The following is a 23,467-nucleotide window of genomic DNA, read 5'->3' on the forward strand; positions in this document are numbered from 1 at the left end:
ACTTTAGACAAAAAATACCCGAGACTGAGCTCGGGTATTTAATAAAAATGTTCGCTATGAGTTTTGCGTCGATTCTACTTTGCGTAGCTGAGATAGATACTTAACCCAACTTTTTGCCTGATTCGACGGTTTTATCTCATCCGCTCTTTTGGCATTAGCAAGTGCATCGTCAAACCGCTTAAGCTTGTAGTAAGCGCGAGTTTTGATAAGTGCGACATCCGCTTTACGACCGCTGACCTTATCGAGCGCGGCAAGGGCATCTTTATAGTGGCCTTCTTGCACCAATAATTGAGAGTAGTTCCAGTAATACTGTCGGTCTAACTGAGCAGCAACACGCCAACTATCGATAGACTCTTCCCACTCTTTTGCCATTTGCCAATACGTCGCTTGCTGAGCTTTCAGTTTACTATTCGAGTTTACATCCTCTAGCTCGTTCATCACCAACGCAGCTCTCTCAGGAATACCTCGTTTCGCGTACAATTGTGCCAGCAGCTTTAAGTCATCTTGGCTAAGTTGTAATCCTTTCAGTTTTGCCAACGCCAAAGAGTCCAGAGCACGTTTGTTGTCATCAACACGCAGGTAAAGAGCAACAAGCTGACGCCACCATTCAATTCGCTCAGGTTCAATCGCGATCAAGCGTTTGATGGTCGAGATTGCCGGCTTCCACTTTTTCAGTTCTAGCTCAGCAGAAAGCTTTATCGACAATGCGCCAAGCTTGTCTGGCTGACCAAACTTCTCATAACGAGCCATTGCTGAAAGCACTTTCTGCCACTGACTCAGTTGATAATGAGATTGGGAAATACGCAGCCATAGCTCATGCGCTTTTTGACCTTTAGGAATGTTTTTGCTCAAGGCATAGTAATGAGGTAACGCCTTAGAAAAGCGTTGCTCGTTCAGCAGTATATCTGCCAACATCTTTCGGGTTTGCCATGCTTGCTCATCTTGTAGCAAACCACTATTGACTGCCAACTCAAGTTGCTTAATTGCTGCTTGAGTTTGTTCATTCTGCCAGTAAAAAATACCCAACATTCGAGCGACATAAGCTTGGTCATATCCACGAGAAAGCTCCATAGCTTCAAGAGATGAAATCGCTTCTTTTAGTTTCTCCTCTTGAGCCAAGTTGTGTGCTCGTTGAACTCTCGCGGCAGTGTATTGGCTTAACTCACTGGCAATGGTTGAAAGTGCACTCAGGCTTAATACCGTACCGATTAAGAATTTTTTCATCATTTGGCTAACTTGAACTCCACTTTAGCGGTTTGTCCATACTGCTCAATTGACACACCATCCTCAACTTTTGGCTGATACTTCCATTTTTTAAGCGCACGGATTGCTTCCCTTTCGAACATACGCTGTGGCTCAGCCTCGATCACTTCAATATCTTTTGGTCGTCCTGTTGCATCGATCGTGAAACGCATAATGACATAGCCTTCAACTCTACGTTTCAGCGCCTTACTTGGATAACGAGGATCAACACGATACAACGGCAGTGCTTGTTGGTTGCCCATTGTTCCCTTCAAGTTTGGCGCGCTGATCGCGATACCTTCAAGAGCAGTGTTCAAACCTAAAGCACTGACTGGCGTCATCTGGCTCATTGGCTCCATTTGAGTGTCAGCTTGAGACAGATCCATTGGCTCCGGCGCTTGGGGTGGTTCTGGTTGCTCCGGCACTGAACGTTGACGACGCTGCACGTCTGCTTCATTCTCTACCATCACCATATCAAAACGAACCGCTTCCGAAGCTTCTGGCGCACGCTGGTTGCCTTTATCAACCATCCACGCCATAAAGCTAAACAGGCTCACAGAAATTAACAATGATGCTGGTAGTGCAAGTAACAGCCTGCCCATTAAGGTTTCTCCGCCGCCAATGCGATGTTTTTCACGCCCGCCGCTTTTGCAGCGTCCATCACTTTCACGACAGTGCCATTGTAAGCATGCTCGTCAGCTTGGATAACTAACGAAGCATCAGGCTGATCAAGTAACAAGTGCTCAATAGAGGCCTCAACACGCTCAATATCAACCACTCGTTTGTCGATGTACACGTCATTTGCTGCCGTTACCGCGATAAAAATGCCCGCATCTTTTTGGCTTACCACATTAGAAGCCTGAGGGCGGTTCACTTCTACACCGGATTCACGTACAAACGAACTAGTCACAATGAAGAAGATCAACATGATGAAGACGATATCAAGCATCGACGTTAAATCGACTTGAGCTTCATCTTGTTGGTTAGGTCTGCGTCCGAGTCTCACTTTTGACTCCTTAAAGATTGTTCTAACTGGATAGCTTTTCGTTCACACACTTTGCTAAGGCGAGCATGAATAAACATGCCCGCCAGCGCTGCTACCATACCCGCCATGGTTGGCAGCGTAGCAAGTGAGATACCAGAAGCCATCAATTTCGGATTGCTGCTGCCTTGCGATGCCATTACGTCAAACACCGTAATCATGCCCGTCACCGTCCCTAACAACCCTAACATTGGGCAAACCGCCACAAGTAGTTTAATAGTCGATAGGTTTTGGCGCAGTTCGATTTGCGCTTTTGCAATCCATCCTTCACGGATTTGATGCGCGTACCAAGAGTGGTGCTCTGATCTTGCTTGCCACTGCTCACAAAGCTGTTTCTTTACCCCAGGGAAAACCGTTGTGAGATAAATAACTCGCTCCATAACCAACAGCCAGCACACCGCCACGACGGCAGCCAGCCACCATAGGATTTGACCACCTTGCTGCATAAAGCTCATCAAGGTTGTGGCCCAATCCTCACTGATCAAACCCAATGTGTTGAGTAGGATCTGCTCCATTACGCTGCGTTCTCCGCTAAGGTGTTAGAGTGACTTTTGTTGCTCGGCATATCACGCTCAGCTTGTTCTGCAACTAAACCGATGCCTTGCTTTTCTAAGATACTGCGAATATTTTCTGCTTGAGAGCTCAATACGTTGTGCGCCAATAACAATGGCATGGCTGAAACAAGGCCAAGTACAGTAGTTACAAGCGCCATCGAAATACCACCCGCCATTACTTTCGGATCACCATTACCAAATTGAGTGATGACTTGGAAGGTTTCGATCATACCCGTTACCGTGCCCAGTAGACCAAGCATAGGGGCCAGCGCAGCAAGAAGCTTCAGCATCGACAACCCTTTTTCTAGGTGGGTTTGCTCATCAACAACGGCTTCCAAAAGACGTAGCTCTAACGCTTCTACGCTGCGATGCTTATCTTTCTGATACACCGCAAGCACACGACCCAAAGGGTTGTCTCCTGGCTGTGCTGGAGTTTTCAGTTGCTTCATGATTTTCTGGCGCGAAATCATCAGAGATGCACCACGTACGAGAGCAATCAATAGGCCGATAGCTAATAAACCAAGGATAATTTTACCGACAACGCCACCTGCATTTAGGCGATCAGCCAAAGTCGGTGAGTTTGCGAGCTGCTCAAGAAGAATGCCGCGTGACGGGTCAATGACAAGCGCATCAATGTCACCAGAGGAAATAGTATTCGCTGTTGGACCGCTTTCAGGCTGACGAAGATAGTTTACCGCATCTCCGCGTTGACCATTCCACTTAACGTAGCCAGTGTCACCCAGCAGCGCCATAGAACCAAGACGAACACCATTAACCGTTTGTTCACGACCTTCGCCATTTAGCAGTGTGAAAGAGACGTTTGCCATCTCACCACTTGCTTTGATTTGTTCTTCCATGCTGCGCCACATCGCCTGAAGTTGGGTCAACGTTGGCAGTGATTTAGCTGCAACAATAGCATCGATATCTTTCTGATATGAATTTGCATCAACACCCGTTACTGAGCTCTTGAGCTCTGACTCTAGCTCTTTTGCGTTCTGGCGAACGACGCCAAATAGCTCACCTAAGCTCCCGGTTTCTAGACGTAGCTTTTCTTCTAGCTGCGCCAGTTCCGCTTCGTTTTCACCGAAAGTAACACTTAATGAGTCCGCTTCTGCTTGAAGAGCCGCTCGCTCTGCGGCCAATTTATTCTTTATAGCCTGTAGCTCTTGCTCTGTTTTCTTAAAACCTGATTCACGCGCGACATTGTGCGATTGCTGTTGACGATTTTCTTGCTGCGCCTTTTGTAACAACGCATCACTAGCAAAAGTTGTATGAGGCATTAATGCGGATGTCGAGATTAGTGCAACTGATAACCATTTTTTCATCATTTATTTGCCCTCCGCAGCGGTTAACGACACTGGCAGAGTTAACATACTCGGCGCGATCTGTTTATTCGCCATAGCGAACGCTTTATCTAGCTCTGATTTTTGCTCAGAACCCACTTGTTGCCATGCTTGTTGTTGCTGTGACCAGCTCCAGAATGTCTCACCAGATAAGCTACGTGCTACCAAAGACAAACGCCCTAAATAGAGAATGTCCGCCTCCACAGCTTCATTGTCACCCAGGTTAATCTTGCCTTGGTAAACGCCAAGCTTGGTGCCGTAATCCATTTCAATTTGGTACGCTTCTAAAATACGACGAAACTTCTCTGCATCCGCAACGTCTGCACGCGTCATCATGGAATCCAGCTTTGCAATTCGCTCCTCACGTTGCGCTTTGCGTATAGGCTTGTCGTTAGCGACGAGCACTTTTAAGCCCTCAAGCATGTGATACATCAAAGGCACGACACCTTGACGAGTTTGAGCAATCTGCTCAATTTGCTCGTTCAAGCTATCAACTTCTTGATTTTGGCTCTCAACAAGGCTTGCAAGATGATCGCGATAAATCTTCAAGTTACCGACTTCCTCTTGCAGCTGCTCAATTTCAGCTTCTAGAGTAAGTGATTTTTCTGCGCTTGCATCAATACGTTTTTGGCTTACCGCCGACGACTGGTTTGTTTTACTCTGCACAGCTTGTGCATCGTTTAAGTTCGCCGCGTGAGCGGGAATCAAAACCGATGATATCAACAGAGCGATACTTGATTTCATTAGATTCATACGAGTTATATTTCTGTGTTCCAAAAACGACCAAAGGGGAAGACTACCCTTCCCCTTTAATAATCAAATTGTTATCAGTACTTGAACTGGATTGTTGCCATGTAGTTGCGGTCTTCTCCAACCACAACCCCACTCGCACCTTTTTGCTCGCTATTCGTGCTACCGCCACCTGCGAAGTAGTCGGTATCGAATAAGTTCTCGACATTGAATCGAGCAATGATATCCAAGTTTTCATCGTACTTATGTTTGTATGACACGCCCATATCAACGCGAGCGTAGCCATCTTTCTTGAAGGTGTTCTTTGCATCACCGTAGCGATCACCTTCATAAATCAAACCGAGGTTTAAGTTAGTGTTGTCTTGAACTTTGTAGCTAGACCATAGACTTGCTGAAAACTCTGGCACATCTACAGGGCGGTTGCCTTCATATCTTTCTGCCTTCTTAAGCTCTGCATCCAAGTACATTGCAGAAGCGGTTAGCGACAACTCAGGGGTCACAAAACCTTGGGCCATTAGCTCAGCACCTTTGTGTACTTGCTCACCACCTTGAGTTTTCTTATGTAGAACCTTATTACTAGCATCTTTACCACTTTCAACATCTAGCGACATGTTCTCTAATGTGATATCAAACACAGCACCTGATACAAATAAGCGCTGATCAAACAGTTCCCACTTCGTACCGATTTCATAAGAAATTCCGCGCTCTGCATCTAGCTTCTCGCCATCGTTCACGTAAGTTTTGCCACGACCACTGCTGACTTCACCTTGCGGCATAAAGCTTTCAGAGTACTGAACGTAAACCGAGCCATTCGTCGCTGGGTGGAAAATTACACCAAATTTTGGAGAAACCTGGTTTTCAGTCAGGTCATCATCACGCTTTTCGTCATAACGAACACCTGCAAGCACTTGCCAGTAATCATTAATCGTCATCATGTTTTGCGCGTAGATACCCCAAGTGTCGTGCTCGCTTGTGGACTGTTTAACTTTCCCAGAGTAGCCAGGACGAGGCACTGACTGACCGGCTTCTATACTTATAGGGTTGTAATACTTTTGGAAACGGTCATAGGTATACTCTAGATAGTTCGCGCCTACCAAAAACGTGTTATCTGTACCAAACAGAGAAAAGTCCGTCGTCACATCTATATATGCAGTATCAAACACCCAATTATCTTTGCGTTCGTTACCAGAATGGTCGATCTTAGTATCTTGGTCATAAGTATCGAAACCTGGGTAAGACTCTACATCAAAACGCTTAAAGTCTTGACGGTTGTAACCCGCTTTTACGTTTACATTGTCAGTCACTTGAGCATTAATATCGATACCGTAGTTTTCTACTTCGTTGTCAATCTTTGACCACTGGGCATCCCAGATGTGCTTGTCACCGCGAACCGCTTTACCATCCACAATGTAAGCACCAGAATCCACGCTACCATCGTCTTTCGTGCGATCGTAATGCGCTGACACCATAAAGTTGTCGGTGATGTCGTACTCAACCACTAGGCCCGCAACCGTACGATCCGTTTCGGGCTCGGTACCATCTCCATAGCTGCGCCAAGAGCCGTAGCTTTCTTTGGCAAAAATTGCGCGCGCGCGCAGTGTCTCTGCATCATTTAGCGCGCCACTCACATCAAGCACCGTGCGTGAGTGATCATTCGAACCTAGATCTTGACTCAAACTAGCTTGTGTTTGAGTTGTTGGTTTTTTCGAAACCATGTTTACCAAGCCACCCGGCTCAGATTTACCGTATAGCAAGCCTGATGGACCTTTAAGCACTTCAACACGCTCTAAAAGCTCAATTGGCTGACGGTAGTGTGACCAGTGTTGACGGCCATCACGAAGAAAACCGTCTGAACTGCTAAGTTCAAAACCACGTAGAGAGAAACGTTCGCGGTTACGGCTTGTACCACCCGCGCTAACACTTGCATCGTTACGTAGCACTTCACCAAGTGTACTTGCACGCTGCTCATCAATTACCGTTTCATCGATAACCGCTACTTGTCCTGGCGTTTCCAGCTGCGTCATTTCCATGCGCATTGCTGTACTGTTTGTATCCGCCTTGTAGCCGAACTCTCGACCTTCTACAACTACATGTTCGTCTGTTTGAACGTCCGCCACTGCAGGTGTTGCTAACACCGCACCGATCACTAGCGCCAAATGGCTCTTAGTAAACATATCCTTTCACTCCGATTATTATTTTTCGGGTCACATGCTTGTTGAATGCGATTCCCTCTTAGTTATTTCGCGGGTGAATATAAGTGATAAGTATTACCATTTGCATTAAATTTACATTCTTTGCATTTGCAAACTTTTGTAAAGTACTCTCTGATGACGAGCCCCAATAACGTGATCAACATCACGGTTAATAAGACTTAACCATACTTACTGCTTGAACACCAAAGTAACACTCAGACCTCCTTGTTCACGATTTTTCGCCGTAACGGATCCACCCATAATGCGCATGGATTCTTTGACAATCGCGAGACCTAAGCCATAACCGCCAAGTTTCTTATCTCTTGATGCATCTAAGCGAGTAAACGGGTCAAAAATATCGACCAACTTGTTCTCTGGAATACCAGGCCCATTGTCGGATACAGACATGGAAATCAATTGCTGCCCATCTTTGACATGATTAGCCAGAGAAACTTCTATCTGAGATGCTTGCCCTGAATATTTGATGGCATTTCCAACAAGGTTATTCAAACAACGAATGATGAGCGTTTCTTCGCAAAAAGCTTTGGCGCATGTTGCTTCTGAACGGAATGACAATGTTTGTTCTGGTTTTAAATCGATTTTGCACCGCTCTACTTGCGGTGCGAGCAACACCTCTAAATCACGGCGTTTCGCACCTTTGTCGAAACGCGCATTTTCCAAGCGACTGAACTCCAAGATATCGCTTATCAAATGGTTTAGCTCTTTAGCTTCGTCTTCTAGCCTGGTCACCAAGCTTTGCTCGTTCTCCCCAACTCGCTTACGCAAAAGGTGTAGAACTAAATTCTGTCTTGCTAACGGCGTTCGGAGCTCGTGGGAGACATCTCTTATAAGCAATCGCTGCTTTTCGGCAAGAGAATGAATTTGCTGTGTCATGTGGTCGAAGTCTTGCGCCAGCTCGTTAAACTCGCGCGTATTCGATTTTAACTCTTTCACCACACTGACATTAAAGTCGCCGTTAGATAGCTTTTTGCTTGCTTCTCTTAAGCGATCAAGCGGCTGTTGTAAGTTGCGTGCCATTAGCAATGAGAACAACGCCAAAATAACTACCGCAATCACCACTTTGAGAATAGAGAAATATAAAATGAAGTCATGTGCGGGATGCAGTCGATGTGGCAGTTGAATCACCAAGCTATTATCTTTAACCAAAGGGATATTGATAATCGGGCGATTTACCTTTCCCTCAAGTTGATCATCAATACTTCTTTTAAATTGAAGTTTGAACTCGAAGTGTGGATGCATTAAACGGTGAGTGACGGGTTGCTGGTGCTCATTCAGCACAAACAGATAAAAGTTTTGCGCGTTCGCCCAGTCAGCAAGTTCATCCATGTCTCCGTGCTCAATCAGCACATTGGCTTGATGTGCAAGATCGAGCATTTCTTCTCGCACACTGTCCGGCACTTTTAGCATGGCTTTCACGAGAGCTTGCTCCGCCATTGCTTGTACGACCAAAATACTTATCACAATTGCAGTCATATAACTAAACAACTTAAACGCTAAGCTGTCTTTACGTTTCGCGATAAAAGGTGGGCACGTGAGCTTCATTAATTGTTTACAGCCTCTAGGTAGCTGTAACCTTTGCCACGGAAGGTTTTGATATGTTGCTTAGAGAGCCCTGCTTCTACTAGCTTGCGACGTATATTACTGATGTGCATATCAAGGTTGCGGTCAAAAGGGCTTAGCTCTTTCTTTAATACTTCGGTTTGGAGTTCCGCTTTTGAAATCACCACACCTTGGTTTTTGACTAAATAGCTCAGTAATTCGGCTTCCGTGCTTGTGAGTGGTAAGCTATTGAGCTGATCACTGATCGTTTGAACGGTACTGCACATCGCCTGACGTTGGCGCTCTAAACCAACACGACGAAGAATCGCTTTGATGCGCATCAGAAGCTCAGCAACATTAAAAGGCTTTCCTATGTACTGATCGGCTCCCGCTTGGTAGCCATCAAGCATCGAGTTTTCATCATTAAGCGCAGTAAGCATTAGAATAGGTGTCGCGAAGCGTTGACAGATTCTACGGGCAACTTGCATGCCGTTAAGGTTTGGTAACATGACATCAAGCAGTACAAGATCTACCGGCGTTTTTTCCATATATTGCAAAGCACTTTCACCGCAATGTACAGAAGAGACAATATAGCCCTCCTCTTGCAAAACTGCTTCTAATAGCTCACACAAAGGAACGTCATCATCCACTATCAAAACTCGAGACATTACCACTCACCATTCAAATAAAAATGGTTCGCATTCTATTACTCATTTACAAATTAAACAACTACACACCCTAGGGCTTTAGTACAAATAGCTCTATAGCAGTAGCCCGGAGTGCTAAGCTAACTAGCACCTGATAATGAGGGTAGATCAGGGCTTTAGCTTCGTCTCCTTAGCGACATTTTCCACGATGTGTTTTAAATGGATGCTGATCGTTTTTAATGTGACAAGCTCCTCTTCAGTGAAGGGATGCATCAGAACTGAATTTGCTCCGTTTTTTCCAATAACCGTAGGTAGGCTGAGAACAACATCATGCAAACCATATTGCCCCGACATCATCGTACCGACGGGCAACACCGATCGTTCGTTAATCGTCACGGCTTGAATGATTCGAAAGACACTGGCGGCAATGCCATGAACGGTGTTCTGCTTACGCCGAAAGATTTCGTATCCCGCCTGTTTCACCGCCTCAAGAAGTGCGTGCGGATCAATTCTCTCAATGTTATGGGTATCGCAGTAATAGTCGGCCGGTTGCCCAGCGATAGAAATTAAGCTCTTAGGAGTAAAGCAATGGCTACCATGCTCTCCTAATACATAACCAAACACGTTCTTCGGGTCTAGGTCTACACGGCCAGCAACAATACTCATTAAACGAGCGGTATCAACTACACAGCCACTGCTAATAACTTTACTCGGCTCAAAACCGGTGTTGGTGACAATAAAGTGCGCCACGATATCGCATGGGTTTGACACAACAATCAACACCGCATTTGGCGCTACGCGTTCTATTTGACGCGCAATATCAACTCCAATTTGAGCATTAACCTCAGCAATATCTAAACGAGTTTGTCCTTGTTTAATCTGCGTACCAGCGGTGATAACAACAAGAGAGGCTTCGAGTAAATCTAAGTAATCATCCGACGGCATAATGCGTGTGTTTTTTGAAAAAGTCAGTGCCATCGTGTGACGAAAATCAAACACTTCACCCTCGGCACGTTCTAAATTTTTATCAAGTAGAACAAGCTCACTAAAACCACCCAGAGTGAGTAAGTAATTACATACTCCCACACCAACAGCTCCTGCACCAATAACACCGATCTTCATATTTCTCTCTCCCGATAACCATGATGCACTCGCAACTACCTTGCTCTTTAAAAATGAGCGGCAGGAGAATAAAAGTCCAACTTTGGTTCATGATTCGACAGGAGTTCTTCCAACGACCTACCTTGACGAATGGGCGATGTAGCTTTTATTAAGACGATCTGACAACATGCACCTTGAGGTATATCTTCAAAGCAAAAAACGAGTACAATCTGCTCAACACAAAGCAGAAGATGAAGAACATGGAAACATTAGTAATTGGTCATCGTGGTGTTGCTGGCTCATACCCAGAAAATACAAAAGTGAGCGTTCAGGCCGCCATTGACCTCGGATTAAATTGGGTTGAAGTTGATGTACAACCGACCAAAGATAATGTTTTAGTGGTTTGCCATGATCACACCATAAATCGATGCAGTAATGGACAAGGGCGTGTCGATGAACTGACTCTGGAAGAGTTAAAGGCGTTGGATTTTGGTAGCTGGTTTAGCACAGATTTTTCAGGTGAGAAAATCATGACATTAGATGAGCTGCTCACTTTAGCTACTGAGCATAAGCTTAACTTGAATATTGAAGTTAAGGTAGATCGCCACCCAGCAGAAGAAGTGGCACAAGCTCTCGCCAACGTACTGGCAAAAAGTCCCATGCCGCAAGAGAAGGTACTACTCTCCAGTTTTAGTCATGATGTCATTAGAGCGCTGCATAAATACTGCAGTGAGTATCGATTAGGTGTATTGAGTGAATTCTTAACGAGAAAAGATAAACGCCTTTTGGAAGAAGTTAACGCCTATAGCTGCAACCTAAACATTAACTGGGTTCGCTCGCACCAAATAAACAAACTCCAGCAGGCGGGTTACAAAGTGATGTGTTATACAGTGAACAATCCAAACAAACTGAAGTACCTACCTCAGTTAGACGGTATATTCAGTGATCATCCACAACGCTTTATGCCATAGCACATACCACCTTGAGCTTCAGAGGCACCATTTCGTTACCACTCAATCTGAATTGGTGTCCCCATCTCTACAAGCTGGATAAATTCATCCATCTCTTCATTGGTAATCGCAATACATCCATTGGTCCAATCAAAGCTTTGGATATAAATCGGCAACTGACTCTCACCGTTTTTTAAACCATGAATTTTGATGTTCCCTCCTGGGGACACACCTCGGCGCTTCGCTTCCAACGTATCAATCGCATCAGGGTAGCTAATATGCACAGAACGATAAAAAGCCGAGTCTTCTATGACGTAATCTAAGGTGTATTCGCCCTCAGGTGTACGATTGTCTCCCTCTTCTTGTTTATGCCCTTTAGGGTTCGCTCCTAAAGCAATGCGGTATTCTTTTAGTATTGTGCCTTGTTCCATTAAATACATTCGACGCTTTGACTTGTCGACTTTAACAAAATCTACAGCTGCATGGACGCCAGAAGCCAACACACAACACAAGAACATAGAGCACCATTTCACTGACATTGCCGGAACGCCTAACCTAACTAAAGTGAACAAGAAAAGAGCGATTATGCTAGTCAGTTAGCGCCCGTAAAGCAAACAGTATCTAGGGTAGAACCTGTATTACCCCAGGAGCTAAAGGGATGAACGCACAAGTGCAGAATCGTAAGATAATACTCATTGAAAGGCGTGATCGTTATCGTTGTTTGATATGGCAAAAGTTAAAGAGAAGATTTCTCTATTCATTCCGGCGAAGTTGCATTACTTTATAAGTATATTTATTTATAAAGTCCGCACTTTTTGAGAGGGAACCATGATTAATATTGCTTTTTTTAGTGCAAAATCCTACGACGAGGCCTCTTTTAATAAAATTAAAAATAACCGAAATTTTGAATTCCACTATCACGACTTCCGGCTAACCGAAAAAACCGCCAAAATGGCACATGGTTGCGATGTCGTGTGTGCTTTCGTCAATGATGACCTTTCAGCTCCCGTTCTTAAACAGCTTTCTCTAGGCGGAACTAAGCTTATTGCCATGCGCTGCGCGGGTTTTGATAAAGTTGATCTACAAGCCGCTAAAGAACTTGGCTTACAAGTGGTTCGAGTTCCTGCTTACTCACCAGAAGCGGTGGCTGAACACACAGTCGGTTTGATGATGTGCCTAAATCGTCGCCTTCACAAAGCCTACCAACGTACACGTGACGCCAACTTCTCGCTAGAGGGCCTAGTTGGCTTTAACTTTTACGGGAAAACCGTTGGTGTCATTGGTACAGGTAAGATTGGTATCGCGACGATGCGTATCTTCAAAGGGCTTGGCATGGAGCTGCTTTGCTATGACCCTTACGAAAATCCATTAGCACTAGAAATGGGAGCGCGTTACTGTTCGCTTGAAGAAATCTACGCTAATGCGGATATTATCTCTCTCCATTGTCCAATGAGTGAAGAAAACTATCACCTATTGAACGAAAAAGCCTTCGCGCAAATGAAAGATGGTGTGATGATCATTAACACTAGTCGAGGCGAGTTGCTGGATTCACTAGCGGCGATAGAAGCCTTGAAACAAGGTAAGATTGGCGCGCTTGGTCTAGACGTGTATGACAATGAAAAAGACTTGTTCTTCCAAGATAAATCTAACGATGTCATCGTAGACGATGTTTTCCGTCGCTTATCGGCTTGTCATAACGTGCTGTTTACTGGCCACCAAGCATTCTTGACTCACGAAGCACTTAATAATATTGCCTCTGTGACCCTTGATAACGTCGAAGCCTTTTTCTCTGGTAACGTATCGGGCAATGAACTGATTAACTAAAGCCAGACAATCGAGAAGTATAGTAGAGCGTGTGATCTCAGCTATGCTATACTTCTCGACTATTTAAAATTTGAGCCAAATTACCATGAGCATAAAAACTGATATTCAAAAGCTGCACAACCGTTTAGATACATGCCAACGTAAACTTGATGCGGCACGTTCTCGTGGTGATCACGAAATGATTACAAAGTTCACGGATGAAGTAGAACAGCTAACCAAAAAGCTTAACCAGTTAAAGCATAAGCAAAACTATGAGCTGAACAAAGAACGTAAAAGCTTACTTGATATGCCATTCTCTCGTGAAATCACCAAAGCAGAACAAGCGGACATCGGCAAACTGAAAAAACGCGTACGCGGCTTAGTAATCGTTCACCCACTAACAAAAGTTGGTAAAGAGCTTCGCCTCGATGTCATGACAGGCTTTGCGCCAAAAGAGTTTTAAACTCATATTAATACTCGTTGAGCCTAAGCATTTGCTTGGGCTTTTTATTTTGTACTGCTTCATTAAATGTCATCGAAATATCAACCCATAAGCTCCTAAAAAGGCCAGCGACAAAAGCCACGGACCTATTTTCAACCAATACCGTCTGCATTACATCTCAACGCTACGACAGTTGCTGCAACTTGTGCTCCACAACGGGGTCATTCGGAACTAACTGCTGAGCCACTTCCAAAAGTTGTACTGCATCTTGCGGATTGTCATGCTCATGCTTCATCGCAATATCAACAAGTGGCTGAATATCGATTTGCGCTTGATGCTCCTTCACATGTTCTTTCTTTTCTTCAATTAACACATTATGAGCGGTACTCAGTAAGTTCAAACGATGCTGTGAACTCGCATTCGCCTTGTTAAGGCACTGATAGTAATCTTCTTTTAATCGCAGCGTTTTGGTCTGATGACGAAACTGCGCTATATCTATCTTCTGATAACGTATAAAGTCTACAGCCACTTGCTTATAAAAACCGAATTTATTCAAATACGTCGCGTGGGTACCATGTCCCATACCGAAGACTCTCAAGTGAGTGAGCTCTGGGTAGCGTTTGGCGTGAAGGCGGTCGATTTCATTGGTTGGATCATAAATGATGTAACCTTTTGCATCTCCAAGGTTGAGGTCGTGGTACTTTCCTTCCCAATCAAATTGTTGGGCAAGTTCAGTACTTGGCCTGTCATCCCATGGCACTAGCACTTTGTTTTTTGTACTGACCGGGTGAAACATCAATACTTGATCCAACTTTAATAGATTGGAAAAGGCGCCAATAGCAAAACCACCGCGGCTAAGGCCATAACCTAAACGGCATTCAAAAGGCTCAAGTAATGTCGATAACTGCTCTAGAAAGAAAATCAAATTACGGCTGCGAAACCAGTTACTTTTCCCAAGATGCTGAAAAGAAATAATATTTACTTTTTGTTTCTGGGCTAAGCGATAGCCCCAAGGCGCAAAGTCTGAGTGTAAGTCCTGTACTTGTAGATTCGTACCAGCAGGGGAAAAGGTGAACAACAGCGGTTTATTGCGGTCGACAAACTCATACTTAACAAACACATCATCAAGTAAGTCCTCCCCGAACATCGGTAGCCTGGTTTGCTGTTCTTCACGAGAAAGAGCCAGCCATTCATCCAACCAGTACAGTAACTTCATTAATCCTCCATCTAAATTGCGCCTAGCAATTGTGTTAAAAATCTAGTTTTTAGTGTGTGATCATCTCCCCCTGATTCCAGGGGACTCTGATATCAGTCCTCTTTTAAAACAAAGCGTGAATTTGCTTATTAAATTGGTCAATATCTATGGTTTGATGACGAACAAACTCCTTCGCCACCAGATTAAAAAATTCTAATTTATCTAATTGTGTGGATTGAGTGCCGTGCCCCATACCGACGACTTTTAAATGAGTAAGTTCTGGATAACGTTCAGCATGAAGACGATCAATACGATTGGAGGGGTCATAAATAATGTAACCTTTGGCATTGCCCAAATCTCGATCATGGTAGCCGCTTTCCCAATCGAACTGTTGAGCAAACTCAGTGCTGGGCCGATCATCCCATGGCACTAACGCTTTATTTTTTGTGCTAACAGGATAAAACAACAAAAGATGATCCAACTTCAGTAAGTCAGCGAATGCGCCAATAGCAAAACCACCTCGGCTCTGCCCATAACCCAAACGACATTTGAAAGGCTTAAGCAACTCCGACAACTGCTCCAGAAAGAAAATTAAATTCCGGCTACGGAACCAATTACTTTTACCTAAATGTTGAAAGGCAATAATATTTATTTGTTGTTGTATTCCGAGGTCGTAACCCCAAGGAGAAAAATTCGGAGTTAAGTCTTGTACCTGAGCATCAGTACCGGAAGGAGAAAATGTGAACAACAATGGCTTGTTAAGATCGACGAATTCATACTTCACAAAAACATCATCAAGTAAATCGTAGCCAGAAATTGGTAAAGCAGCATTTTGCTCTTTTTGAGTAAGCGCTTGCCATTCATCTAACCAGTAAAGTAGCTTCATTTTTTCTCCAAGTACATCAGCAGTATTTAGACTGAAACTCTATCAAAATGCTTTTAAGCATCCCACGTTGAGACTTAACAAAGCTCTACTTAAAGCCTAAATGACCTATGAAAATGTCTTCGATTGAAGATATTACTGCGTAAACTAAACCCAAAGTGAGTACGCTAAAGAACTTAGAGAAAGGGCCGGAGAAAAGCCAATTAGACGTTTTCGATAACAGCTGTTAAAAAACAGCAGATACAAAAAAACCGCTGTAAGAACAGCGGTTTTTTAAAGGTGGCGGAGAGATAGGGATTTGAACCCTAGATACGCTATTAACGTATGCCGGTTTTCAAGACCGGTGCTTTCAACCACTCAGCCATCTCTCCACAAATTGTCACTAAAACTTAGTCTTATACTATCGATGCTAATTTTTAGTTTTGCCTTCAGTTATCTTAATTAAAAAGAAAACTTGAAAGCGATATTTAAAGCCTGGCGATGTCCTACTCTCACATGGGGAAGCCCCACACTACCATCGGCGCTATTTCGTTTCACTTCTGAGTTCGGCATGGAAATCAGGTGGGTCCAAAACGCTATGGTCGCCAAGCAAATTCTTTATCAATTTGCTCGCAAATTCAAACGCACTTTAGTGCGGCCCTTTAGGGTGAGATTTGCTTGCAAATCGAATAATTCGGAAAGCTGTTTCTTAATTCTCGTTACTACACATTCAATGTTCTTTCATTGAGTCCATCAAAACCCCTTGGGTGTTGTATGGTTAAGCCTCACGGGCAATTAGTACAGGTTAGCTCAACGCCTCACAACGCTTACACACCCTGCCTATCAACGTCGTAGTCTACGACAACCCTTTAGGATACTTAAAGTATCAGGGAGAACTCATCTCAAGGCTCGCTTCCCGCTTAGATGCTTTCAGCGGTTATCGATCCCGAACTTAGCTACCGGGCAATGCGTCTGGCGACACAACCCGAACACCAGAGGTTCGTCCACTCCGGTCCTCTCGTACTAGGAGCAGCCCCTTTCAATTCTCCAACGCCCACGGCAGATAGGGACCGAACTGTCTCACGACGTTCTAAACCCAGCTCGCGTACCACTTTAAATGGCGAACAGCCATACCCTTGGGACCGACTTCAGCCCCAGGATGTGATGAGCCGACATCGAGGTGCCAAACACCGCCGTCGATATGAACTCTTGGGCGGTATCAGCCTGTTATCCCCGGAGTACCTTTTATCCGTTGAGCGATGGCCCTTCCATTCAGAACCACCGGATCACTATGACCTGCTTTCGCACCTGCTCGAATTGTCATTCTCGCAGTCAAGCGGGCTTATGCCATTGCACTAACCTCACGATGTCCAACCGTGATTAGCCCACCTTCGTGCTCCTCCGTTACGCTTTGGGAGGAGACCGCCCCAGTCAAACTACCCACCAGGCACTGTCCGCAACCCCGATGAGGGGTCGACGTTAGAACATCAACACTACAAGGGTGGTATTTCAAGGACGGCTCCACGCAATCTAGCGACTGCGCTTCAAAGCCTCCCACCTATCCTACACATGTAGGGTCAATGTTCAGTGCCAAGCTGTAGTAAAGGTTCACGGGGTCTTTCCGTCTAGCCGCGGGTACACTGCATCTTCACAGCGATTTCAATTTCACTGAGTCTCGGGTGGAGACAGCGTGGCCATCATTACGCCATTCGTGCAGGTCGGAACTTACCCGACAAGGAATTTCGCTACCTTAGGACCGTTATAGTTACGGCCGCCGTTTACCGGGGCTTCGATCAAGAGCTTCGACCGAAGTCTAACCCCATCAATTAACCTTCCGGCACCGGGCAGGCGTCACACCGTATACGTCATCTTGCGATTTTGCACAGTGCTGTGTTTTTAATAAACAGTTGCAGCCACCTGGTATCTGCGACTCTCAATAGCTCCATCCGCGAGGGACTTCACCGTCGAGAGCGTACCTTCTCCCGAAGTTACGGTACCATTTTGCCTAGTTCCTTCACCCGAGTTCTCTCAAGCGCCTTGGTATTCTCTACCCGACCACCTGTGTCGGTTTGGGGTACGATTCCTTACAATCTGAAGCTTAGAGGCTTTTCCTGGAAGCATGGCATCAATGACTTCACATCCGTAGATGCTCGACGTCGTGTCTCAGCCTTAGAAAGAGCCGGATTTACCTAACTCTTAAGCCTACGCACTTGAACCTGGACAACCGTCGCCAGGCCCACCTAGCCTTCTCCGTCCCCCCATCGCAATTGTAAGAAGTACGGGAATATTAACCCGTTTCCCATCGACTACGCCTTTCGGCCTCGCCTTAGGGGTCGACTTACCCTGCCCCGATTAACGTTGGACAGGAACCCTTGGTCTTCCGGCGAGGAGGTTTTTCACCCCCTTTATCGTTACTCATGTCAGCATTCGCACTTCTGATACGTCCAGCATGCGTTACCACACACCTTCAACCGCTTACAGAACGCTCCCCTACCCAATGTGCAAAAGCACATTGCCGCAGCTTCGGTTTACTACTTAGCCCCGTTACATCTTCCGCGCAGGCCGACTCGACCAGTGAGCTATTACGCTTTCTTTAAATGATGGCTGCTTCTAAGCCAACATCCTGGCTGTCTGAGCCTTCCCACATCGTTTCCCACTTAGTAGTAATTTGGGACCTTAGCTGGCGGTCTGGGTTGTTTCCCTCTCCACGACGGACGTTAGCACCCGCCGTGTGTCTCCCGGATAGTACTTACTGGTATTCGGAGTTTGCAAAGGGTTGGTAAGTCGGGATGACCCCCTAGCCTTAACAGTGCTCTACCCCCAGTAGTATTCGTCCGAGGCGCTACCTAAATAGCTTTCGGGGAGAACCAGCTATCTCCAGGTTTGATTGGCCTTTCACCCCTAGCCACAAGTCATCCGCTAATTTTTCAACATTAGTCGGTTCGGTCCTCCAGTTGATGTTACTCAACCTTCAACCTGCCCATGGCTAGATCACCTGGTTTCGGGTCTATATCCAGAGACTGAACGCCCAGTTAAGACTCGGTTTCCCTACGGCTCCCCTAGATGGTTAACCTTGCCACTGAATATAAGTCGCTGACCCATTATACAAAAGGTACGCAGTCACAGGACAAGCCTGCTCCTACTGCTTGTACGTACACGGTTTCAGGTTCTATTTCACTCCCCTCACAGGGGTTCTTTTCGCCTTTCCCTCACGGTACTGGTTCACTATCGGTCAGTCAGTAGTATTTAGCCTTGGAGGATGGTCCCCCCATATTCAGACAGGATATCACGTGTCCCGCCCTACTCGATTTCACTGAATATGCGTCGTCAGTTACGGGGCTATCACCCTGTATCGCCAAGCTTTCCAGCTTGTTCACCTAACGCCTATAAAGCTTAAGGGCTAGTCCAATTTCGCTCGCCGCTACTTTCGGAATCTCGGTTGATTTCTTTTCCTCGGGGTACTTAGATGTTTCAGTTCCCCCGGTTCGCCTCGTTATGCTATGTATTCACATAACGATACTTACTTATGTAAGTGGGTTTCCCCATTCGGAAATCCCAGACTCAAGTGGTTTTTACTACCTAATCTGGGCTTATCGCAAGTTAATACGTCCTTCATCGCCTCTGACTGCCAAGGCATCCACCGTGTACGCTTAGTCACTTAACCATACAACCCGAAGGAGTTTCGAATTGATGTTAAACAACCAAAGTTGTCTCTCATTATTTGAATGAGCGAGAGACATTCGATTTTGCCGGACTCATCTCTTTACCTTCATTTTTAGAAAAAATGAAAACAAAAAGCCAAGAACACTTGAATGTGTTTTTTGGTGTTTATCTTTCGATAAACATTGAGAACTTTACAAACAACAATAAATTGTTGTTTTGTCAGCTTTCCAAATTGTTAAAGAGCTATGTTTCTTCACAAGGAAGTTACATTTTCTAAAGACTTTCAGAGTCAAAAATGCCAACCAGTATCAATTGCTTGTTCTGGTTTGGACGTTTTATTCCAAAAATACTTAGAGAATGGTGGGCGATACCGGGCTCGAACCAGTGACCCCCTGCTTGTAAGGCAGGTGCTCTCCCAACTGAGCTAATCGCCCACATAAGTTTTAATTCTTCGTGGAGAAGAATGGTGGGTCGTGCAGGATTCGAACCTGCGACCAATTGATTAAAAGTCAACTGCTCTACCAACTGAGCTAACGACCCAATGGTATCCCGTAGGGGAGTCGAACCCCTGTTACCGCCGTGAAAGGGCGGTGTCCTAGGCCTCTAGACGAACGGGACACTAAGTTGAACATCTTGGGGGATGTTCTATCTCTTAAACTTCATAAACCGTATCAATCTGTGTGGACACTCATCGCAATAATCATCGTATAAGGAGGTGATCCAGCGCCAGGTTCCCCTAGCGCTACCTTGTTACGACTTCACCCCAGTCATGAACCACAAAGTGGTAAGCGTCCCCCCGAAGGTTAAACTACCTACTTCTTTTGCAGCCCACTCCCATGGTGTGACGGGCGGTGTGTACAAGGCCCGGGAACGTATTCACCGTGGCATTCTGATCCACGATTACTAGCGATTCCGACTTCATGGAGTCGAGTTGCAGACTCCAATCCGGACTACGACGCACTTTTTGGGATTCGCTCACTTTCGCAAGTTGGCTGCCCTCTGTATGCGCCATTGTAGCACGTGTGTAGCCCTACTCGTAAGGGCCATGATGACTTGACGTCGTCCCCACCTTCCTCCGGTTTATCACCGGCAGTCTCCCTGGAGTTCCCGACATTACTCGCTGGCAAACAAGGATAAGGGTTGCGCTCGTTGCGGGACTTAACCCAACATTTCACAACACGAGCTGACGACAGCCATGCAGCACCTGTCTCAGAGTTCCCGAAGGCACCAATCCATCTCTGGAAAGTTCTCTGGATGTCAAGAGTAGGTAAGGTTCTTCGCGTTGCATCGAATTAAACCACATGCTCCACCGCTTGTGCGGGCCCCCGTCAATTCATTTGAGTTTTAATCTTGCGACCGTACTCCCCAGGCGGTCTACTTAACGCGTTAGCTCCGAAAGCCACGGCTCAAGGCCACAACCTCCAAGTAGACATCGTTTACGGCGTGGACTACCAGGGTATCTAATCCTGTTTGCTCCCCACGCTTTCGCATCTGAGTGTCAGTATCTGTCCAGGGGGCCGCCTTCGCCACCGGTATTCCTTCAGATCTCTACGCATTTCACCGCTACACCTGAAATTCTACCCCCCTCTACAGTACTCTAGTCTGCCAGTTTCAAATGCTATTCCGAGGTTGAGCCCCGGGCTTTCACATCTGACTTAACAAACCACCTGCATGCGCTTTACGCCCAGTAATTCCGATTAACGCTCGCACCCTCCGTATTACCGCGGCTGCTGGCACGGAGTTAGCCGGTGCTTCTTCTGTCGCTAACGTCAAACGATGCCGTTATTAACGACAACGCCTTCCTCACGACTGAAAGTACTTTACAACCCGAAGGCCTTCTTCATACACGCGGCATGGCTGCATCAGGCTTGCGCCCATTGTGCAATATTCCCCACTGCTGCCTCCCGTAGGAGTCTGGACCGTGTCTCAGTTCCAGTGTGGCTGATCATCCTCTCAGACCAGCTAGGGATCGTCGCCTTGGTGAGCCCTTACCTCACCAACTAGCTAATCCCACCTAGGCATATCCTGACGCGAGAGGCCCGAAGGTCCCCCTCTTTGGCCCGTAGGCATCATGCGGTATTAGCCATCGTTTCCAATGGTTATCCCCCACATCAGGGCAATTTCCTAGGCATTACTCACCCGTCCGCCGCTCGACGCCGTTATCGTTCCCCGAAGGTTCAGATAACTCGTTTCCGCTCGACTTGCATGTGTTAGGCCTGCCGCCAGCGTTCAATCTGAGCCATGATCAAACTCTTCAATTTAAGATTTTGTTCGGCTCAATGAATACTGAACATTACATAAAGTAATGTTTGAATTGACTGTGCTCTTATTGGTTTTCACTTTTGAAAAAGTGAAACAAAACAGCTCAAGGCTGCTTCCCAATTCGAATGGTCACTTCGTTTCATTGAAACCTAATTTGATACCGAAGTATCGAATTGGATTATCATCAACGAGTGCCCACACAGATTGATAGGTCTATATTGTTAAAGAGCTTGCTTTTCGAGAAGTTTTTCTCTCAAAGCGGAGGCGTATTCTAATGAACTAATTCTTAGTGTCAAACACTTTTTAAAATTAATTTTTAGAAGCTTTTCGCCTTATTGCCAGCTGCTTTCGCGTTTCCGCTTTGCCCTGACAACGGAGGCGCATTATAGGGAGATGATTTTTCTTAGCAACCCCTTTTTAGAAAAAAATTTAAAAAAAAAGCGTCGAGTGATTAAATCTCACTCAAACGCTTGTTTTTAGCACTCAGTTGTTAACTTCAAGTAGCAAATAAGCAATCAGTATGTGTCTACCCAGCGCTCTTTAAAGCTGGTGATATCAAGATCCAGTGATTGCTCCGCTTCGATTTGCTCAATTGCCTCTAATTCTTTATTTACACTACTCATCGTCAATGTGTTGTTGTCTAACTCAAACACTTGTTGTTGAGTTTTGTAATAGAACTTAAGCGTAGTGAGCGCTTTTACATCGTCATTGCTCGCGGCTGCTTTAATGCTTTTTAGTTTACGAAATATTTTGTTGTGCAGTTGCTTGAGCTTCCAAACGTACAACACCTCTTCCATGTATGGCCGAGTTTTAATTTGATTCAATAAAGAGAGGGAAGTTGCGACTGCGAGAACGACACCAATCAAATTCCAATGGAAGTTTCCCGTTGATTGTTCAGGTACGACTTCAGTGTTACCAAACAAAACAATAAGCAAGGTACTAAAGGCAAGAGATGAGATAGCGAGCAACGCAACAAAACCGCCAATCACCAGGTTTACTTTCTTTTTATAAATGTCTTTATTTATCTTTTTGATTTCCATATACCGCTCCTAACAGGGTTGCCTCCTATTCTAACTAGCACACTCCGCACGACAATCGAAGCTTTGTAAGTAAGTTCACATTTACTATTAAACTCGCATCCCTTCCCTGCTTGGGTATATACTTCCGCGCATTCACTCTTCCTATATAGAGGCTAAACTCATGCGCTCTTTTGTTTTACGAGCTCGCGCGGCGCCAACCACCAGCAAAGCACTATTAGAAGGTGTTGGTAACGAGGCGCATACCGAGATCCTTGCTCATACCATGATGAACACCATGTTCGTGGCACAATCTCACCGTGAAGATGTGGTTGTCCACTTGGTATTAGAGAGCACGAAGGATTACTCGCGCACGATTACCATTCGTTCAAACGACATTACCAATATTGGTGGTTTTCACGAGTCAACGTTGATCGCTGCCGTTGCCCGTGCGTTAGACGCATCTGTTGGTATGGGTAAAGAGCAGCTTCGTGAAGTTGAACCCGGTATTACGGTTCGTACAGTGAGCTTTGAACGCTTGGTGCAAGAACTGGCGGAAGACCACCAACTTTATATGTTGGACAAGAAAGGCGAATTTGTTCGTGACGCAGAAATTGGTGAAAATCCATGTTTCTTACTAACCGATCACATTCCGATGCCGAAGAAGTCGTTCAACAGCTTGAAGCGCCTAGGTACTGAGAAAATCAGCCTTGGGCCTAAGATGCTGTTTGCTTCTCAGTGTGTAGTATTGATCCACAATGAGCTGGACATCCGCGAATTTTAGTTATTCGCGTACACGTTGCTAGATGATGAAAGAGGACTCGATTGAGTCCTCTTTTTTGT

18 protein-coding genes, 4 tRNA genes and 3 rRNA genes are annotated in these 23,467 nt (G+C 45.5%); 4 read left to right on the forward strand and 21 right to left on the reverse strand.

What is annotated here, in order from left to right; genetic code table 11:
• Positions 1 to 54 precede the first annotated feature (54 nt).
• The 10 genes from J8Z23_RS20620 to J8Z23_RS20665 form a co-directional block, all read right to left on the reverse strand.
• A complete protein-coding gene (locus J8Z23_RS20620) occupies positions 55 to 1,227 on the reverse strand; it encodes a tetratricopeptide repeat protein (protein ID WP_046873906.1) in 1,173 nt (390 codons plus the stop codon).
• Positions 1,224 to 1,844 (reverse strand): energy transducer TonB, encoded by a 621-nt coding sequence (locus tag J8Z23_RS20625; RefSeq protein WP_006741220.1) that lies wholly within the window; start codon positions 1,842 to 1,844, stop codon positions 1,224 to 1,226. The genes J8Z23_RS20620 and J8Z23_RS20625 overlap by 4 nt, the downstream gene beginning before the upstream one ends.
• Entirely contained in the window at positions 1,844 to 2,248 is a 405-nt protein-coding gene (locus J8Z23_RS20630; protein WP_005374257.1) for an ExbD/TolR family protein, read from the reverse strand. Before J8Z23_RS20630 ends, J8Z23_RS20625 begins: the two co-directional genes overlap by 1 nt.
• Positions 2,245 to 2,799, reverse strand: coding sequence for a MotA/TolQ/ExbB proton channel family protein (locus J8Z23_RS20635; protein WP_006741219.1), 555 nt, complete (start codon positions 2,797 to 2,799; stop codon positions 2,245 to 2,247). Before J8Z23_RS20635 ends, J8Z23_RS20630 begins: the two co-directional genes overlap by 4 nt.
• Complete coding sequence (locus tag J8Z23_RS20640; protein ID WP_258663295.1) at positions 2,799 to 4,166, reverse strand: MotA/TolQ/ExbB proton channel family protein; 1,368 nt, start codon at positions 4,164 to 4,166, stop codon at positions 2,799 to 2,801. The genes J8Z23_RS20635 and J8Z23_RS20640 overlap by 1 nt, the downstream gene beginning before the upstream one ends.
• A complete protein-coding gene (locus tag J8Z23_RS20645; protein ID WP_053807981.1) occupies positions 4,167 to 4,934 on the reverse strand; it encodes a DUF3450 domain-containing protein in 768 nt (255 codons plus the stop codon).
• Positions 4,935 to 5,008: 74 nt separating this feature from the next.
• A complete protein-coding gene (locus J8Z23_RS20650) occupies positions 5,009 to 7,105 on the reverse strand; it encodes a TonB-dependent siderophore receptor (RefSeq protein WP_047007952.1) in 2,097 nt (698 codons plus the stop codon).
• A gap of 207 nt (positions 7,106 to 7,312) precedes the next feature.
• On the reverse strand, positions 7,313 to 8,686 hold the full coding sequence (locus J8Z23_RS20655; RefSeq protein WP_005393533.1) for a sensor histidine kinase: 1,374 nt from the start codon (positions 8,684 to 8,686) through the stop codon (positions 7,313 to 7,315).
• The gene (locus J8Z23_RS20660) at positions 8,686 to 9,351 is read right to left on the reverse strand and encodes a response regulator transcription factor (protein ID WP_046873911.1); all 666 of its coding nucleotides are present in this window, start codon (positions 9,349 to 9,351) and stop codon (positions 8,686 to 8,688) included. The genes J8Z23_RS20655 and J8Z23_RS20660 overlap by 1 nt, the downstream gene beginning before the upstream one ends.
• A gap of 147 nt (positions 9,352 to 9,498) precedes the next feature.
• Positions 9,499 to 10,452, reverse strand: a complete 954-nt coding sequence (locus J8Z23_RS20665) for a lactate/malate family dehydrogenase (RefSeq protein ID WP_434635313.1) — start codon at positions 10,450 to 10,452, stop codon at positions 9,499 to 9,501.
• Positions 10,453 to 10,691: 239 nt separating this feature from the next.
• Here J8Z23_RS20665 and J8Z23_RS20670 point away from each other — a divergent pair, with 239 nt between their 5' ends.
• A complete protein-coding gene (locus J8Z23_RS20670) occupies positions 10,692 to 11,402 on the forward strand; it encodes a glycerophosphodiester phosphodiesterase family protein (RefSeq protein WP_434635314.1) in 711 nt (236 codons plus the stop codon).
• A gap of 35 nt (positions 11,403 to 11,437) precedes the next feature.
• On the opposite strand, the gene J8Z23_RS20675 is transcribed toward J8Z23_RS20670, so the two are convergent.
• Positions 11,438 to 11,920, reverse strand: a complete 483-nt coding sequence (locus J8Z23_RS20675; protein ID WP_048624649.1) for a L,D-transpeptidase family protein — start codon at positions 11,918 to 11,920, stop codon at positions 11,438 to 11,440.
• 289 nt (positions 11,921 to 12,209) lie between these two features.
• Between J8Z23_RS20675 and J8Z23_RS20680 the strand changes: the two genes are divergently transcribed.
• Positions 12,210 to 13,205: a 2-hydroxyacid dehydrogenase gene (locus tag J8Z23_RS20680; RefSeq protein WP_054866878.1), complete on the forward strand. Its 996-nt coding sequence runs from the start codon at positions 12,210 to 12,212 to the stop codon at positions 13,203 to 13,205.
• 85 nt (positions 13,206 to 13,290) lie between these two features.
• Positions 13,291 to 13,647 (forward strand): YibL family ribosome-associated protein, encoded by a 357-nt coding sequence (locus J8Z23_RS20685; RefSeq protein WP_005374274.1) that lies wholly within the window; start codon positions 13,291 to 13,293, stop codon positions 13,645 to 13,647.
• A gap of 163 nt (positions 13,648 to 13,810) precedes the next feature.
• On the opposite strand, the gene J8Z23_RS20690 is transcribed toward J8Z23_RS20685, so the two are convergent.
• From J8Z23_RS20690 to J8Z23_RS20735, 10 genes are all read right to left on the reverse strand, one after another.
• On the reverse strand, positions 13,811 to 14,842 hold the full coding sequence (locus J8Z23_RS20690) for a cytosolic protein (protein WP_301659945.1): 1,032 nt from the start codon (positions 14,840 to 14,842) through the stop codon (positions 13,811 to 13,813).
• 103 nt (positions 14,843 to 14,945) lie between these two features.
• On the reverse strand, positions 14,946 to 15,707 hold the full coding sequence (locus J8Z23_RS20695; protein WP_301659946.1) for a cytosolic protein: 762 nt from the start codon (positions 15,705 to 15,707) through the stop codon (positions 14,946 to 14,948).
• 277 nt (positions 15,708 to 15,984) lie between these two features.
• A tRNA-Ser gene (locus J8Z23_RS20700) sits at positions 15,985 to 16,075 on the reverse strand.
• Between the two features lie 101 nt (positions 16,076 to 16,176).
• Positions 16,177 to 16,293 (reverse strand): 5S ribosomal RNA (gene rrf / locus J8Z23_RS20705).
• 164 nt (positions 16,294 to 16,457) lie between these two features.
• A 23S ribosomal RNA gene (locus tag J8Z23_RS20710) occupies positions 16,458 to 19,347 on the reverse strand.
• A 357-nt stretch (positions 19,348 to 19,704) separates the two neighbouring features.
• Positions 19,705 to 19,780: transfer RNA gene (locus tag J8Z23_RS20715), tRNA-Val, on the reverse strand.
• Positions 19,781 to 19,810: 30 nt separating this feature from the next.
• Positions 19,811 to 19,886 (reverse strand) — tRNA-Lys (locus J8Z23_RS20720).
• Between the two features lie 2 nt (positions 19,887 to 19,888).
• Positions 19,889 to 19,964: transfer RNA gene (locus J8Z23_RS20725), tRNA-Glu, on the reverse strand.
• Positions 19,965 to 20,054: 90 nt separating this feature from the next.
• Positions 20,055 to 21,607, reverse strand: a 16S ribosomal RNA gene (locus tag J8Z23_RS20730).
• The 16S, 23S and 5S rRNA genes sit together here with 4 tRNA genes alongside, the layout of an rRNA operon.
• 516 nt (positions 21,608 to 22,123) lie before the next feature.
• Complete coding sequence (locus tag J8Z23_RS20735) at positions 22,124 to 22,648, reverse strand: DUF3087 domain-containing protein (RefSeq protein ID WP_046875566.1); 525 nt, start codon at positions 22,646 to 22,648, stop codon at positions 22,124 to 22,126.
• Between the two features lie 160 nt (positions 22,649 to 22,808).
• Here J8Z23_RS20735 and trmY point away from each other — a divergent pair, with 160 nt between their 5' ends.
• Positions 22,809 to 23,408, forward strand: coding sequence for a tRNA (pseudouridine(54)-N(1))-methyltransferase TrmY (trmY, locus tag J8Z23_RS20740; RefSeq protein WP_005459965.1), 600 nt, complete (start codon positions 22,809 to 22,811; stop codon positions 23,406 to 23,408).
• Positions 23,409 to 23,467: the final 59 nt, after the last annotated feature.

Source organism: Vibrio sp. SCSIO 43086, assembly GCF_051132235.1.
Lineage (GTDB): Bacteria > Pseudomonadota > Gammaproteobacteria > Enterobacterales > Vibrionaceae > Vibrio > Vibrio diabolicus.